Annotated in this window: 17 protein-coding genes; 12 read left to right on the forward strand and 5 right to left on the reverse strand. The window is 70.0% G+C overall.

The genetic code is table 11. From position 1 onward, the window contains the following. Nucleotides 1–34: 34 nt before the first annotated feature. From ABD875_RS16310 to miaB, 3 genes are all read right to left on the reverse strand, one after another. On the reverse strand, nucleotides 35–709 hold the full coding sequence (locus tag ABD875_RS16310; protein WP_345179950.1) for a hypothetical protein: 675 nt from the start codon (nucleotides 707–709) through the stop codon (nucleotides 35–37). A gap of 97 nt (nucleotides 710–806) precedes the next feature. Next, nucleotides 807–1,538, reverse strand: coding sequence for a Type 1 glutamine amidotransferase-like domain-containing protein (locus ABD875_RS16315; RefSeq protein WP_345179953.1), 732 nt, complete (start codon nucleotides 1,536–1,538; stop codon nucleotides 807–809). After that, entirely contained in the window at nucleotides 1,528–3,006 is a 1,479-nt protein-coding gene (gene miaB / locus ABD875_RS16320; RefSeq protein ID WP_345179957.1) for a tRNA (N6-isopentenyl adenosine(37)-C2)-methylthiotransferase MiaB, read from the reverse strand. Before miaB ends, ABD875_RS16315 begins: the two co-directional genes overlap by 11 nt. 62 nt (nucleotides 3,007–3,068) lie before the next feature. Between miaB and ABD875_RS16325 the strand changes: the two genes are divergently transcribed. The 7 genes from ABD875_RS16325 to ABD875_RS16355 all read left to right on the forward strand — a co-directional run bounded on the left by ABD875_RS16325 (nucleotide 3,069) and on the right by ABD875_RS16355 (nucleotide 8,623). Next, the gene (locus ABD875_RS16325; RefSeq protein ID WP_345179962.1) at nucleotides 3,069–3,482 is read left to right on the forward strand and encodes an NUDIX domain-containing protein; all 414 of its coding nucleotides are present in this window, start codon (nucleotides 3,069–3,071) and stop codon (nucleotides 3,480–3,482) included. Between the two features lie 64 nt (nucleotides 3,483–3,546). Then, nucleotides 3,547–4,290, forward strand: a complete 744-nt coding sequence (locus tag ABD875_RS16330) for an amino acid ABC transporter ATP-binding protein (RefSeq protein ID WP_345179965.1) — start codon at nucleotides 3,547–3,549, stop codon at nucleotides 4,288–4,290. Nucleotides 4,291–4,328: 38 nt separating this feature from the next. Next, nucleotides 4,329–5,222 carry a glutamate ABC transporter substrate-binding protein gene (locus ABD875_RS16335; RefSeq protein WP_345179969.1) on the forward strand — a complete coding sequence of 298 codons (894 nt, stop codon included), beginning with the start codon at nucleotides 4,329–4,331 and terminating at the stop codon, nucleotides 5,220–5,222. Nucleotides 5,223–5,260: 38 nt separating this feature from the next. After that, complete coding sequence (locus ABD875_RS16340) at nucleotides 5,261–5,911, forward strand: amino acid ABC transporter permease (RefSeq protein WP_345179972.1); 651 nt, start codon at nucleotides 5,261–5,263, stop codon at nucleotides 5,909–5,911. A 4-nt stretch (nucleotides 5,912–5,915) separates the two neighbouring features. After that, the gene (locus tag ABD875_RS16345; RefSeq protein WP_345179974.1) at nucleotides 5,916–6,743 is read left to right on the forward strand and encodes an amino acid ABC transporter permease; all 828 of its coding nucleotides are present in this window, start codon (nucleotides 5,916–5,918) and stop codon (nucleotides 6,741–6,743) included. A gap of 21 nt (nucleotides 6,744–6,764) precedes the next feature. After that, nucleotides 6,765–7,109 carry a hypothetical protein gene (locus ABD875_RS16350; protein WP_345179978.1) on the forward strand — a complete coding sequence of 115 codons (345 nt, stop codon included), beginning with the start codon at nucleotides 6,765–6,767 and terminating at the stop codon, nucleotides 7,107–7,109. Between the two features lie 17 nt (nucleotides 7,110–7,126). Then, complete coding sequence (locus ABD875_RS16355) at nucleotides 7,127–8,623, forward strand: CehA/McbA family metallohydrolase (protein WP_345179982.1); 1,497 nt, start codon at nucleotides 7,127–7,129, stop codon at nucleotides 8,621–8,623. Here the strand turns inward: ABD875_RS16355 and ABD875_RS16360 are convergent. Then, complete coding sequence (locus tag ABD875_RS16360) at nucleotides 8,607–9,068, reverse strand: hotdog fold domain-containing protein (protein WP_345179986.1); 462 nt, start codon at nucleotides 9,066–9,068, stop codon at nucleotides 8,607–8,609. The two genes, ABD875_RS16355 and ABD875_RS16360, sit on opposite strands and share 17 nt — an antisense overlap. 41 nt (nucleotides 9,069–9,109) lie before the next feature. On the opposite strand from ABD875_RS16360, the gene ABD875_RS16365 reads away from it, so the two are divergent. The 5 genes from ABD875_RS16365 to ABD875_RS16385 all read left to right on the forward strand — a co-directional run bounded on the left by ABD875_RS16365 (nucleotide 9,110) and on the right by ABD875_RS16385 (nucleotide 12,499). Then, entirely contained in the window at nucleotides 9,110–10,129 is a 1,020-nt protein-coding gene (locus ABD875_RS16365; protein ID WP_345179991.1) for a phosphotransferase family protein, read from the forward strand. 9 nt (nucleotides 10,130–10,138) lie between these two features. Further along, nucleotides 10,139–10,978, forward strand: coding sequence for a patatin-like phospholipase family protein (locus ABD875_RS16370; protein ID WP_345179995.1), 840 nt, complete (start codon nucleotides 10,139–10,141; stop codon nucleotides 10,976–10,978). Nucleotides 10,979–10,980: 2 nt separating this feature from the next. Next, complete coding sequence (locus ABD875_RS16375) at nucleotides 10,981–11,139, forward strand: hypothetical protein (protein ID WP_345179997.1); 159 nt, start codon at nucleotides 10,981–10,983, stop codon at nucleotides 11,137–11,139. A 12-nt stretch (nucleotides 11,140–11,151) separates the two neighbouring features. Beyond that, complete coding sequence (locus ABD875_RS16380) at nucleotides 11,152–11,826, forward strand: hypothetical protein (protein WP_345179999.1); 675 nt, start codon at nucleotides 11,152–11,154, stop codon at nucleotides 11,824–11,826. Between the two features lie 217 nt (nucleotides 11,827–12,043). Continuing rightward, on the forward strand, nucleotides 12,044–12,499 hold the full coding sequence (locus ABD875_RS16385; RefSeq protein WP_345180001.1) for a hypothetical protein: 456 nt from the start codon (nucleotides 12,044–12,046) through the stop codon (nucleotides 12,497–12,499). Nucleotides 12,500–12,621: 122 nt separating this feature from the next. Here the strand turns inward: ABD875_RS16385 and ABD875_RS16390 are convergent, their stop codons facing one another. Continuing rightward, a complete protein-coding gene (locus ABD875_RS16390; RefSeq protein ID WP_345180005.1) occupies nucleotides 12,622–12,951 on the reverse strand; it encodes a hypothetical protein in 330 nt (109 codons plus the stop codon). Between the last annotated feature and the right edge of the window lie 548 nt (nucleotides 12,952–13,499).

Here is a 13,499-nt window from a genome sequence, read left to right on the forward strand (position 1 = left end):
AAGGGCGAGTCCTGTCTCGGATCCACCGCCACCGCTACCGGCAGCCGGCGGCCGCGATGTCGGTCGAGAGCACCCGCTGACCGGCTGCGGTCACGCTGACGCGGGTCGACCGCCCGGCGGGCACCGGCAGGTAGTAGTTGGCCACCGAGGCGGGCCGGACGGTGAACGTCGCCGTCGAGTCGCCGTACGACGACGCGACGGTGTAGTCGACCTTCTCGTCGCTGGTGGCTCGGTTGTCGAGCACGATCTGGGCGATCGAGTCGCCGTGGTGGCAGGAGACGCCGCCGAAGGCCGCCTTCGGCGCGACGGTCGCGACGTAGCAGGAGCGGAGCGCCGAGACGGTCGCGGAGAGCCGCAGGGCCCGGCCGCCCATCTCCGGGACGCGGACGCGCACCGAGGCGGTGGTGCGCTGCGGGACGGAGACGACGACCGACCTCGTCCGGTGAGCCGGGACCCACACGTAGACCTTGTGCTGGGCGAGGTGGTCACCGACGCGAACGACCTTGAACTGCACGCGGTGCGCGGACCGGGAGTTGTCGAGGACCACTGTGCGCCGGGTGACGCCGGTCGTGGCGGTCTTCGCGCAGGTCCGCTGGCCGGACAGGCTGGCGCGGGCGTCGAAGCCGGTGGTCGCGGTCGTGGGGGCAGCGGTGGTCAGCAGGGCTGCGACGACGCCGAGGACGGCGGTCGCGACAGGGATCGAGCGCATGAAGGGTGTTCCTCTCCCGAGATGAGGTGTGAAGGCGAGAAGCCTCGACCCCACGGACGCGCCGGGCAAGGCGCTTCTCGGGAGCTGTGGATGAACCTCAGCGCAGGCGGGTGACCTCGAGCTCGGTCTCGACGGCGGCGCCGTCCGGTCCGCGCTCGACGAAGTACGCGCCGGCGCCGTCGAGCTCGGCGTACGCGCCGACCATCTCGGTGCCGCGATAGAGCAGGCCCGCCCCGTCGTCGGTGGCGTAGCCCGCGGGCAGCGTGCCGTCGGCGACGAGGGACTGGAAGAGCGGACGCCGCTGCAGCTCGTTGTCGTAGTGGACCCCGTTGGACCACGGCAGGAACCCGAGGCCGTTGGTGATCGGCCGCAGCTGCGGGCCGAAGGAGTCGGTCGTCCCGCCGACGTGCCAGCAGAGGGAGCCGGCCGAGACGCCGGTCAGCACCACACCGGCCTCCCAGGCGGACCGCATGGCCTCGTCGACGCCGTGCAGCCGCCACATCGCGAGGAGCCCGGCGACGCTGCCGCCCCAGACCCACACGACGTCCTGCTCGAGCAGGTGCGCGGTGATGTCCTCGACGTTGGGCATGGTGAAGAGCTGCAGGTGCGAGGCGTGAAATCCCCGGTCCTGCGCCGCGTTGTAGAAGTCGCGGATCAGTCCTGCGTCGTCGCCGCACGCCGTGCCGAGGAAGGTCACCTTCGGAGCCCGGCCGCTGACGCCGGACAGCTCGACGGCGAGGTCGGTCAGGGGCGCGACGCCCCAGCGCAGGCGCTCGTGAGCTCCTGCACCTCCCGAGGTCGCGAGGATGGTGGGTGCGTCAGCGGGCACAGGCGTCGACCTCCGGTAGTGGGGCGGGCACGCCGATCGCCGGCATGCCCAGGGAGACTCCAGCCGGCGCCGGGGCGGAGGTCCGCGCCTCCCAGGCGTCGCCGGAGCGAGTACGGCGTACGTCGATCACGTCGCCGTCCGCGACCAGGTGGTGGGGCGCCGCGTAGGTGATCTCGACGGTCACCATGTCGCCGGGGCGCACCTCCACTCCCGACGGCGGCGCGAAGTGCACGAGCCGGTTGTCCGGACCCCGGCCGGAGAGCCGCTGGGTGGCGGTGTCCTTGCGGCCCTGCCCCTCGGCGACCATCAGCTCGACCGTGCGGCCGACCAGGCGCTTGTTCTCCTCCCACGCGACCTCGTTGACCAACGCGGCCAGCCGCTCGTAGCGGCCCTTGACCACCTCGGGCGCGATCTGGTCGGGCAGCGTGGCCGCGGGCGTGCCGGGGCGCTTGGAGTACTGGAACGTGAACGCGCTCGAGAACCGCGCCTCGCGGACGACGTCCAGCGTCGCCTGGAAGTCCTCCTCCGTCTCGCCCGGGAAGCCGACGATGATGTCGGTGGTGATCGCGGCGTCCGGCATCGCGGCGCGGACCCGCTCGATGATCCCGAGGAACTTCGCCTGGCGGTACGACCGGCGCATGTCCTTCAGCACCTTGTCGGAGCCGGACTGCAGCGGCATGTGCAGCTGCGGCATCACGTTGTGGGTCTCGGCCATCGCCTCGATCACGTCGTCGGTGAACTCGGCCGGGTGCGGGCTCGTGAAGCGGACCCGCTCCAGGCCCTCGATGTCGCCGCAGGCGCGCAGCAGCTTCGAGAACGCCTGGCGGTCGCCGAACTCCACGCCGTACGCGTTGACGTTCTGGCCGAGCAGCGTGATCTCCGAGACGCCCTCGGCGACCAGCGCCTCGACCTCGGCGAGGATCTCGCCCGGGCGGCGGTCCTTCTCCTTGCCGCGCAGGCTCGGGACGATGCAGAACGTGCACGTGTTGTTGCACCCGACCGACACCGACACCCAGGCGGCGTACGCCGAGTCGCGCTTGGTGGGCAGCGTCGACGGGAAGACCTCGAGCGACTCGAGGATCTCGACCTGCGCCTCCTCCATCACCCGGGCGCGCTCGAGCAGGACCGGCAGCGAGCCGATGTTGTGGGTGCCGAAGACCACGTCGACGTACGGCGCCTTCGCGGTGATCGTCGACCGGTCCTTCTGCGCCAGGCAGCCACCGACGGCGATCTGCATGCCGGGGTTCGCGGCCTTGACCGGCGCGAGGTGCGACAGGTTGCCGTAGAGCTTGTTGTCGGCGTTCTCACGCACCGCGCAGGTGTTGAACACGACCACGTCGGCCTGCTCGTCGGCGGGTGCGGCGACGTACCCCGCGTCCTCCAGCAGCCCGGTGAGCCGCTCGGAGTCGTGGACGTTCATCTGGCACCCGTAGGTGCGGACCTCATAGGTACGGGACGCGCTCGCCATAGCCGTCCCAGGGTACGGCGGGTGCCCGCGACCGGCCCAACCGAGCCAGGCACACTGCAGCCATGCGAGAACGGGTCGCCGCGATCATCGAGCGCGAGGGGCGGGTCCTGATGGTGCGACACCGCTCGAAGGACGCCAGCGGCCGTCACCTGGGCGAGGAGTACCTCACGCTGCCCGGCGGGGGCATCGAGCCCGGCGAGTCAGCGTCGGACGCCGTCCGGCGGGAGGTCGCCGAGGAGGTCGGGCTCCAGGTGACGTGGTCCGCCTTCGTCCGCCGGGTCGAGCATCGCGGGGACGACGGCGCCTCCAGCATCTTCCGGGTCGAGGTCGACCCCGGCGTCGCCGCGCTCGGCGCCGACCCCGAGCTGACGTGCGACTGTCCCCGCCTGGTCGGGCTGGAGTGGGTGCTCGCACCCGGACAGGAGGCCTGGGAGGGGCCTGACGTGTGGTCCCACCTGAAGGTCGCCATCTCGTAACGGTTCCGGCACCCCAGGCACGGCATGGCCCGAACGGGCCATCTCTGGACTAGTGTCCTGGTGCATGGCGGCTGACGCGCTCGTGGTGCTCGACCACGTGGACAAGTGGTTCGGCGAGCTGCACGTCCTCCAGGACATCAACCTCACGGTGCGCCGGGGGGAGGTCGTGGTGGTGATCGGGCCGTCCGGCTCGGGGAAGTCCACGCTGTGCCGGGCCATCAACCGGCTCGAGACGGTCGACAGCGGGACGATCACGCTCGACGGCCAACCGCTCCCCCAGGAGGGCAAGGCGTTGGCCGAGCTGCGCTCCGACGTCGGCATGGTGTTCCAGAGCTTCAACCTCTTCGCGCACAAGACCGTCCTCGAGAACGTCACCCTCGGCCCCATCAAGGTGCGGAAGACCGGCCGGCAGGACGCCGAGCAGCGGGCGATGGAGCTGCTGCGACGAGTCGGCGTCGACAGCCAGGCCGGCAAGTACCCCGCTCAGCTCTCCGGCGGTCAGCAGCAGCGGGTCGCGATCGCCCGCGCGCTGGCGATGGATCCCAAGGTGATGCTGTTCGACGAGCCGACCTCCGCCCTCGACCCGGAGATGATCAAGGAGGTCCTCGACGTCATGGTCGACCTCGCCCAGCGCGGCATGACGATGATCGTCGTCACCCACGAGATGGGCTTCGCCCGCACCGCCGCCGACCGCGTGCTGTTCATGTCCGACGGCGTGGTCGTCGAGGAGAACACCCCCGACGAGTTCTTCAGCAACCCGCGGACCGACCGCGCCCGAGACTTCCTCGGCAAGATCCTCAAGCACTGACCGTCAGCGCTTCACCCTTACTCGGAAGAGGAGAAGACATGCGACACATCAGGAGGGCCCAGGCAGCTGCGGTCGCCCTCGTCCTGGCTGCGGCACTCGCCGCGTGCGGCGACGCGGGAGACGACGACGACAGCGGCACCGACGTCGACGTCGCCGAGGGCGCCGCGGACGACTTCGACGACGGCACCCGGATGAAGGAGCTCGCCGACTCCGGCAAGGTCGTGATCGGCGTGAAGTTCGACCAGCCGGGCATCGGGTTCAAGGGTGCGACCGACTCGATGCCCCAGGGTCTCGACCCGGAGATCGGCAAGATCCTCGCCGCCGACCTCGGGATCGCGCCGGAGGACATCACGTGGAAGGAGACCATCTCCGACAACCGCGAGCCGTTCATCCAAGGCGGCCAGGTCGACCTGGTCATCGCGTCGTACTCCATCACCGACGAGCGCCGCGCCGTCGTCGGCCAGGCCGGGCCGTACTACGTCACCGGCCAGCAGCTGCTGGTCCGCTCCGACAGCGACATCGACAGCCTCGACGACGTCAAGGGCACCGAGGTCTGCTCGGTGACCGGCTCCACGTCCCTGGAGAACATCGAGGCCGAGGGCGCCAAGCCGCGAGGCTTCGACACGTACTCCGAGTGCGTCGACCAGGTGCTCAACGGCACCGTGGACGCGATGACGACCGACGGTGCGATCCTGCTCGGGTACGCCGCCCAGAACCCCGACCAGCTCAAGGTGGTCGTCGAGCCGTTCTCGGAGGAGCGGTACGGCGTCGGCTACTCGCTCGACCACCCGGAGATGTGCGAGTGGATCACCGACACGATCGAGGACGCCTACGAGGACGGCGCCTGGGCAGCGGCCTTCGAGGCCACCCTCGGCCAGTCCGGGGTCGACACCCCTGAGCCGCCGGCGATGGACGAGTGCCCCGCCGACTGACCCACGCACCACACCGCTGACCGAGGAGGGATCCGGGCATGGACGACATGCTGGAGAACTGGGACCTGGTGCTCCAGGCCTTCTGGCTCACCATCCAGCTGGCCGTCCTGTCCGGGCTCTGCTCGCTCGTCCTCGGGACGGTCCTCGCGGCGATGCGGGTCGGTCCGATCGCGCTGCTCCGGGGCGTGGCCACGACGTACGTGACCCTGGTGCGGAACACCCCGCTGCTGATCGTCTTCATCTTCGTGTTCGTCGCGGCCCCCAACCTGGGCTGGTTCGTGAGCACCCCGTTCCTGGTGAAGGGCGTGATCGCGGTCAGCGTCTACACGTCGGCGTTCGTCTGCGAGGCGATCCGCTCGGGGGTCAACGCCGTGCAGCTCGGCCAGGCCGAGGCCGCGCGCGCGATCGGCCTCACGTTCGCCCAGACCATGAGCGCGGTCGTGCTGCCGCAGGCGTTCCGCGCCGTGGTGCCGCCGATGGCGAGCGTGCTGATCGCGATGACCAAGAACACCTCCATCGCTGCGGTGTTCGGGCTGATGGAGCTGACCGGGCGGATGCGCTACTTCACCAACAACAGCGCCGACGACACCGCGATCTTCCTGGTGTTCGCCGCGCTCTACATCGTGCTCGTCGAGGCGATCTCGGCCGGCGCGATCGGGCTCGAGCGCCGCTGGCGGGTAGCGAGGTGACCCGGTGAGCTCGGTCCTCTACGACACCCCCGGCCCGCGCACCCGGGCCCGGCACCGCGTCTACACACTCGTCTCGGCGGTGGTCCTGCTCGGCCTGGCCGTGTGGTTCGTCTGGTACCTCAACGAGCAGGGCGAGCTCGCCTACGAGCTGTGGGAGCCGTTCGTGACCCCGGCGTTCGTCGAGGTCCTGTGGGGCGGCCTGCTCGACACGCTCGCGATGGCGGCACTCGCCGTCGTGCTCGCCGTCTTCGTGGGTGCCGCGCTGGGCGTCGGCAAGCTCTCGGTGCACCGCCTCCTGCGGTGGCCCTGCTGGCTGGTGGTCGAGTTCTTCCGCGCGGTGCCGCTGCTGCTGCTGATCCTGTTCCTGTTCTTCGGCCCGGCGAGCCTGCCGTCCTACTGGGCGGTCGTCGTGGGCCTGACGCTCTACAACGGGTCGGTGCTCGCCGAGATCTTCCGCGCGGGCGTGCTGGCGGTGCCGAAGGGACAGGCGGAGGCGGCGTACGCGCTCGGCATGCGCAAGACCCAGGTGATGATGACGATCCAGCTGCCCCAGGCGGTGAAGATCATGATCCCGGCGATCATCAGCCAGTGCATCGTGGCGCTGAAGGACACCAGCCTCGGGTTCTACGTCCTGGCCCCCGGGCTCACGACCGTCGGGCGTCAGATCTGGATCGAGTTCGGCAACCAGTTCCAGACCGCCGTGGTCCTCGCCGCCATCTACATCACCGTCAACCTCATGCTCGCGGCGCTCGCGACCTGGCTGCAGCGCAAGTACGTCGGCGAGAAGCCGATCATGGAGAGCCCCGACCTGGTCAGCGGCCGCGCCGTCTGAACTCTGGTTACGCTGCGCGACATGGCGAACATCTGGTCGTGGCGCTCGGAGAACTCGATCCTGTCGATCTGCTCGCAGGACTCGATCCTGTCGATCGGGAGCGCCGGATCCATCGCCTCGGCCGGCAGCCTGTTCTCGTTCGCGTCCGCCGCGTCGATCGCGTCCTCCATGTCGGCGCTCTCGGCCTTCTCCCACCAGAGCACCGGGTCGGCGTTCTCGCACCAGAGCAACGGGTCGGTCCTGTCGAGCCAGTCGAACCAGGCACTCCTGGGCCGTCGGACGAAGGGCCGGCTGCCGAGCCGCGCGGTCGCCGGTGGAGTTTTGCTGACGCTTGCGGCAATCGGCGCGCATCGCGCACTGCGGTGAGTCATCCTGTGGCCCTCATGAGCAACCGTCACCTGGATCGTCGCGCCCTGCTGCTCGCCGGCGCCGGCATCGCCACCACCGCCGCCCTGACCACCTTCGAACCGGCCGCGGCCGGCTCGAGCACGAGGAAGGTCCTCCGGGGCCACTTCGGCCCGACCAACAGCCAGGACTGGCACTACCTGCCGTTCCAGGTGCCGAAGGGCGTGCGCCAGATCGAGGTGTCGTACTCCTACCCGCCGACCGTCCCCGGCCCGGGCTACAGCCAGAACGTCATCGACATCGGCATCTTCGACCCGCCTGGGAACGGCCTCGGCAACGCTCAGGGGTTCCGCGGCTGGTCCGGCGGGGCGCGTACGTCGTTCAAGCTCAGCAAGACCTCGGCCACGCCCGGCTACGTGCCGGGACCGATCACGCCGGGCAGGTGGCGGATCGCGCTGGGGCCGTACCAGGTCATCTCGCGCGTCGACTACGAGGTGACGATCACGCTGCACTTCGGCAAGTCCGGTACGGCGTTCGTCCCGACGCCCGCTCCCGTCGAGGTCACGGGGACCGGCCAGGGCTGGTACCGCGGCGACCTGCACGTGCACACCGTCCACTCCGACGGGTCCCAGACCCAGGTCGACGTGCTCGGCTACGCCAAGGCCGCCGGCCTCGACTTCATCGGCACGTCCGAGCACAACACCAGCTCGGCGACCCAGACCTGGGGTCGCTACGTCCCGGACGACTTCCTGGTGATCCCCGGCGAGGAGGTCACCACACGGGCCGGGCACTGGCTGGCGACAGGGATCCCGGCCGGGACCTGGATCGACTGGCGCTACACCGACGACGAGAACCTCGCCCGGTTCACGCAGCAGGTGCGCAAGGCGGGTGGCATCGCGATCGCCGCGCACCCCAACGTCCCGGTCCCCTCCATCCGATGGGACTTCGAGCCCACGTTCGCCGCGATGGACGCCATCGAGGTGTGGAACGGCCCGTGGAGCGGCACGAACGCCGCCACCAACCAGGCGGCGCTCCGGCGCTGGCACGAGCTGCTCACCGCCGGCACGTTCAAGCCGGCGGTCGGCAACTCCGACACCCACCGGGAGAGCAACGCCATCGGGCGGGCGCAGACCGTGGTCCGCGCCGAAGGGCTGTCGGCCGCCGCCATCATCGCCGGCTACCGCGGCGGGCACTCCTGGATCGCCGAGTCGTCCGCGGTCGACCTGCACTTCACCGCGACCCTCGAGGACGTCAGCGGCCAGTGCGGCGACCGCGTGCCCAGCGACCCGGGCCAGCAGGTCGCGGTGCACCTCGACGTCTCCGGTGTCCCGGACTGCACCGCCACGCTGCTCGGCCCCGGGCTCACGAGCTTCGGCACGGCCACCGCGGTCGACGGCACGATCACCCTGGACGCGATGGTTCCGGGCGGTACGCCGTTCGTGCGCGCGGAGGTCCGCCGCGGCACCTCGTCGATCAGCCCGATGGTGGCGCTGACGAACCCGATCTTCCTGACGGCGGTCAGCGCCGAGGGGTGACCCACAACCGGATGACGCCCTCGATCACCACGGTCCCGTCCGCGAGCTGACCCCGGACGCGGACGGGGAGATCGGGGTTCTCCGCCGTCCACTGCTCGGGATCGGTCTCGGCGACGCACGTGACGTCGCCGGTCGCCTTCGCCGTGTAGGAGACCTCCATCCCCTTGGGGATCCACCGCTTGTCCGCGGGGATCGTCACCTCGGCGAGCGCCCCCATGGCCGCCTCGAGACCGTTGCACAGCGCGATCGCGTGCACGGTCTTGAGGTGGTTGTGCACCCGGCGGCGCTTGGGGATCAGCAGCTCGACGTGGTTCGGCTCGATCACCGTGAACCGGGGCCGGATCGAGGCGAAGTACGGCGCCTTCTGCGCGAACAGCAGCGAGAAGACCCGGTCGCCGAGCGGCAGTCGGCTGGTCGTGTTCCACATCGTCTGGACCTGGCTCATGCCCGGTATATTACCCATCGGTAACTGCTAGCGTCCCCGGGGTGAACAAGAACACGTTCTACCTGTCGCCGGACTGGCTCGGCGGCGTGCTCGGGCGCCCAGTCGGGAGCGTCGAGGCGGAGCAGATCGGCACCGGCCAGATCGGGACGTGCTTCCGCCTGCGGATGGACGACGGCGACACCGTGCTGGTGAAGCTGCCGCCGGCGAACGCCGGCGAGCGGGAGATGATGGCCGGCGCGTACCGCGCCGAGGTGCGCTTCTACCAACAGGTCGCGTCGACGGTCGCGGTGCGCACGCCGTACTGCCATCACGCGGAGATCGACGAGACCGGCGACTTCGTGATCGTGATGGAGGACCTCGCGCCCGCCGTCCCGGGCGAGCAGATCGCCGGCTGCACGCCCGAGGAGGCGCGCGCCGCGGTCGTGAACCTCGCGGGTCTGCACGGCCCGCGCTGGTGCGACCCGACGTTGACCGAGGTCGACTCGCTCTCGCTCAACGGGCCCGAGGAGATCGAGCTGCTGCTCGAGATGTACGGCCCGACGACCGAGCTGTTCCTCGACGGCCTGGGCGACCTGGTCTCACCCGAGGACGCGGCGACGCTGCGCGCGTGCGTGCCCGCGATCGGGCCGTGGCTGCTGGCGCGTCAGGAGCGGTTCGGCCTGGTGCACGGCGACTACCGCCTCGACAACCTGCTGTTCTCCCCCACCGGCGAGGTCGCGGCCGTCGACTGGCAGACGCTCAGCCTCGCGCTGCCGGCGCGCGACCTGGCCTACGTGATCGCCACCAGCCTCTCGGTCGAGGACCGGCGCACCCACGAGCGCGACCTGGTCGCGGCGTACCACCAGGCGTTGGTGGGGTACGGCGTCACGGACTATCCCGCCGAGCTGTGCTGGGAGGACTACGCGTTCGCGCTGCTGCAGGTGCCGCTGGTCGCGACGTTCGGCTGCGCATACAGCACGAACCGGACCGAGCGCGGCGACCGCATGTTCGCCGCGATGGTGGCGCGCGGCTGCACCGCGATCCGGGACCTCGACGCGCTCGGGCTGGCGTCCGCCCAGTAGCGTCCGGGCATGGCAACACGCGGACTCGCCCTCGGTGGCGGCGGCATCACCGGCATCGCCTGGGAGACCGGGCTGCTGCTCGGCCTCCAGGACCTCGGCGTCGACGTCACGACCGCCGACCGGGTGGTCGGCACGTCGGCCGGCTCGGTCGTCGGCGCGCAGCTCACGACCGGCAATGCGCTGAGCGACCTGTTCGACTACCAGGTCTCCCCACCCAAGCCCGCACCGCTGGCCCGGATCAGCCCGCTGGTGCTGCTCGGGTACGTCCGCGCGATGGCCCGTGCCCGCGCTGACCTCGAGGCGTTCGGGCGCGAGGTCGGGCAGTGGTCGGCGAAGCGCGCTGCGGCCGGGAAGCTGCCCAGCGTCGAGGAGCGGTTCGACGCGGTCCGCGAGCGGCTGCCGGTCCTCGAGTGGGGCCCGGGCGGCCGGCTCCACGTGACCGCGGTGGATGTCGAGACCGGCGAGCTGCGGACGTTCGACGGCTCCGACGGCGTCTCGCTGCTCGAGGCGGTGGCGGCGAGCTGCGCCGTACCCGGCGTCTACCCGCCCGTGCCGATCCAGGGGCGGCAGTACGTCGACGGCGGCGTGCGGTCGGGCTCGAACGCCGACCTGGTCGCGGACTGCGACCGGGTCCTCGCGTTCACGCCGCTCGACCGCGCCTTCGGGCCACTGCGCAGCGCCGGGCAGCTCCTCGGCTCGACGCCGCACCTGGTCGTGTCGCCGGACGCCGACTCCGTGAAGGCGATCGGCAAGAACGTCCTCGACCCGGCCCGGCGGGCGGCCTCGGCCCGCGCCGGCCGCGCCCAGGCGGCCGCCGTCGCCCCGTTGGCCCGAGAGATCTGGGGGTAGTGATGAGCTGGTCCCTCCTGCTGGCCGCGCTGGCCTGCCTGGTGCCGGTGGTCGCCGGCGTCGCCCTCGTCGCGGACGGCAGCGGCCCGATCGGTTGGGCGATGATCGGCTTCTTCGGCGCCGGCGTGGTCGTCCTCGGCCGCAAGGCGTTCGGGCGCTAGCCAGGATCGCCCGTGCGTGAAGCCGTGACGGAGCAGGACTGGTGGATCGGGCTTGCGGCCTGGGTGCTGCAGGACGGGAACTACAGCGACTTCGCGGTCGGTGACGTCCGCCAGTTCGCGCTCGAGTTCGGCTACCCGCGACACGATCGCCTCCAGCCGACGTCGGAGCCGGAACTGTCCTGCACTGCTGTCGACGATGCCGGGCTGTATCGCGTCAGCGCCGACGTCGTCCGAGCTGCGCGGGAACCGATGAAGGACTGCTTCGTCCTGGACTTCGGCTTGCTCGCGTACAAGGAGTGGATGGTCCTGGGCGACCTCGGACCCCCGGCGGCGGGGGTCCGACTGGGCGGCGACCTCTACCTGCACGTCGACCACTTCGCGTACATGGAGGGCCTTGCGACCCGCGAAGGAATGCCACCGCTCATCTACACCTGGCGCGTCGAGGAGATCCGTCTGGACACGTCCCCCGGCATGCGTGTCGAGTTCGGCCACCCTCTCTACGTCGGACCAGACGAAGGTCCGATGACGGTCAGCGACCCGCAGCGCAGGCGTTGGCGGAATCTCGAGGCGACCGACACCTGGGGTCACGACGGCCACTACACGCTTCGGTGCACCCTGCTCGACCCGGTCGGCGTTCACTCCATGGCGAAGTCAGGAGGACCTAGCCCGTACGGTCCGCTGGCGTGAGGCGCGCCTCGGCAGGAGTGCGCGGATCGCGGCAGATGCGTGCGTAGGTTCAGGACCGCGTTGGGGCCGACCCAGCGGTAAGGAAGCGTCGCCCGGGGCTGGGGAAGGCCGCTTCGCCTCAACGCGGCAGATCCGGACGTTTGGCCGTCCGCCTCATCACACCAGATTGGTGCCAGCCTTCACTCCGAGGTCGAAGTGCCGCTCTGATACCTGGAAGATGGCCTACATGCACCGGTTCAGACGCGGCGTTCACCCGTGGGCCGGAACGGCCGTTCTACTTGCCATTGTCGGGGCGAGTATCTCGGCGTGCGGACAGGAGCGTGACTCAGCCGCGGTAGAAACCTGCGCGGCGCTCGCCGACGGCGACGTCGTGCGCGCAGCGCGGTCAGCCCATGAGATCACGACGACAGATCTGGATCTTGACGTCTCTGATCTCCAGTACATGCTCGACAAGGCGGCCAACTCGCTCTCGGTCCGCGCCGATACCCATTCCAAACTCCCTAGAGATGACGAAAGGGTCCGTCAAGACCTCGAATGGCTGCAAATAGCGTGGCGCATCTGCGAGGGCTATGCCGTGCGCATGCCTGACGTGGGTTCCGAAGAATGGACCGCTCTAGAAGAAGCAGTCCGCCGCGGACTTGTCGAGCCCGAAGCGTCAGAGGGAGCGAGCTAAGGCTCATGGACCGGCTCGCCGACATCCGAGTCCGCACTGCGTTGGGCGGGATCGCCGGCATGTGCGTGCGCATTGCGGCAGCCGGATGGTTGCGCATCCTTGGCCCGCGGAGCGTGGATGGGCTAGGACAGGTCCCAGCCAGGATTCTGCGATGAGTACGCCGCGATCAGAGCGAGGGACAAGCCCACCTCAAGTAACGCTGCCAGCAGCGTGGCCAGGCAGACCCGGATCCCGACGGCGCGCCAGGCTGGCAACGCGAGCATGACGAGCCCGGCGACGAGCACGGTGGGCAGCGCTACCAGTGGCAGGAAGATCGTTGCGTTTGCTGTCGAGGTCCATGCTGTGATCGCCGGGAGCATGAACAGCGCGAGTTGAAAGACGAGGGTGGCTCTACCCCACGGCCCGTCTAATGGACGCAGCGGCCCGTCTGTCGTCGCGACGGCCTCGGTCATGTTCCTAGTCTGTCAGTCGTGAATCGCATGGAAGGCGTATCCCCGCTCATCGGCATGAGAGTGCGGATCGCGGCAGATGCGGACGTTCGCGCCATCGGCATCAGTGTGGCGGATGAGTGGGGTTCGTCCTGATGGCGCCGGTCAACGTCCGGCTCCCATGGAAACCCTGCCCTACTTGCCCGCGTCGTCCCGGCGACCAGAGGGAAGGCAGAGTGCCAGTCCAGTGACCAGGAGTGAGAGGACCAGTAGCGGGAGCGCCTCCTCGCCATCGGACGTCACCTGGACCACCGAGATCAAGAGAGCGACACCGAGAATGAACCTGCCCATGTAAACCACGCGAGGACTCTAGGGCACGTTGCGTGGCCGTCCCTCGCGCGGATGCCCGCTCATCGCGTGAGCGCGCTGTGACCGCGTTGGCCGGTCTTGCAGAGCGCTCAGGAGCGGACCGGACGTGCGCCCCTAGAGCGCGGGGCACGGGTCAGCCGAGCCGTTCCGGCGATGATGAGGAGCGCGGCGCCAGCAACCAGCGCAGACAGCAGACTGTTCGG

The sequence above is a fragment of the Nocardioides caricicola genome, assembly GCF_039541135.1.
GTDB classification, from domain to species: Bacteria; Actinomycetota; Actinomycetes; order Propionibacteriales; family Nocardioidaceae; genus Nocardioides; species Nocardioides caricicola.

Bases quoted from the DNA above. Each gene is read 5' to 3' on its own strand.
- ABD875_RS16335 (WP_345179969.1), top strand. From the start codon at position 4,329: ATGCGACACATCAGGAGGGCCCAGGCAGCTGCGGTCGCCCTCGTCCTG.
- ABD875_RS16390 (WP_345180005.1), bottom strand. From the start codon at position 12,951: ATGACCGAGGCCGTCGCGACGACAGACGGGCCGCTGCGTCCATTAGAC.
- ABD875_RS16325 (WP_345179962.1), top strand. From the start codon at position 3,069: ATGCGAGAACGGGTCGCCGCGATCATCGAGCGCGAGGGGCGGGTCCTG.
- ABD875_RS16350 (WP_345179978.1), top strand. From the start codon at position 6,765: ATGGCGAACATCTGGTCGTGGCGCTCGGAGAACTCGATCCTGTCGATC.
- ABD875_RS16310 (WP_345179950.1), bottom strand. From the start codon at position 709: ATGCGCTCGATCCCTGTCGCGACCGCCGTCCTCGGCGTCGTCGCAGCC.
- ABD875_RS16355 (WP_345179982.1), top strand. From the start codon at position 7,127: ATGAGCAACCGTCACCTGGATCGTCGCGCCCTGCTGCTCGCCGGCGCC.
- ABD875_RS16370 (WP_345179995.1), top strand. From the start codon at position 10,139: ATGGCAACACGCGGACTCGCCCTCGGTGGCGGCGGCATCACCGGCATC.
- miaB (WP_345179957.1), bottom strand. From the start codon at position 3,006: ATGGCGAGCGCGTCCCGTACCTATGAGGTCCGCACCTACGGGTGCCAG.
- ABD875_RS16340 (WP_345179972.1), top strand. From the start codon at position 5,261: ATGGACGACATGCTGGAGAACTGGGACCTGGTGCTCCAGGCCTTCTGG.
- ABD875_RS16360 (WP_345179986.1), bottom strand. From the start codon at position 9,068: ATGAGCCAGGTCCAGACGATGTGGAACACGACCAGCCGACTGCCGCTC.
- ABD875_RS16375 (WP_345179997.1), top strand. From the start codon at position 10,981: ATGAGCTGGTCCCTCCTGCTGGCCGCGCTGGCCTGCCTGGTGCCGGTG.
- ABD875_RS16330 (WP_345179965.1), top strand. From the start codon at position 3,547: ATGGCGGCTGACGCGCTCGTGGTGCTCGACCACGTGGACAAGTGGTTC.
- ABD875_RS16385 (WP_345180001.1), top strand. From the start codon at position 12,044: ATGGCCTACATGCACCGGTTCAGACGCGGCGTTCACCCGTGGGCCGGA.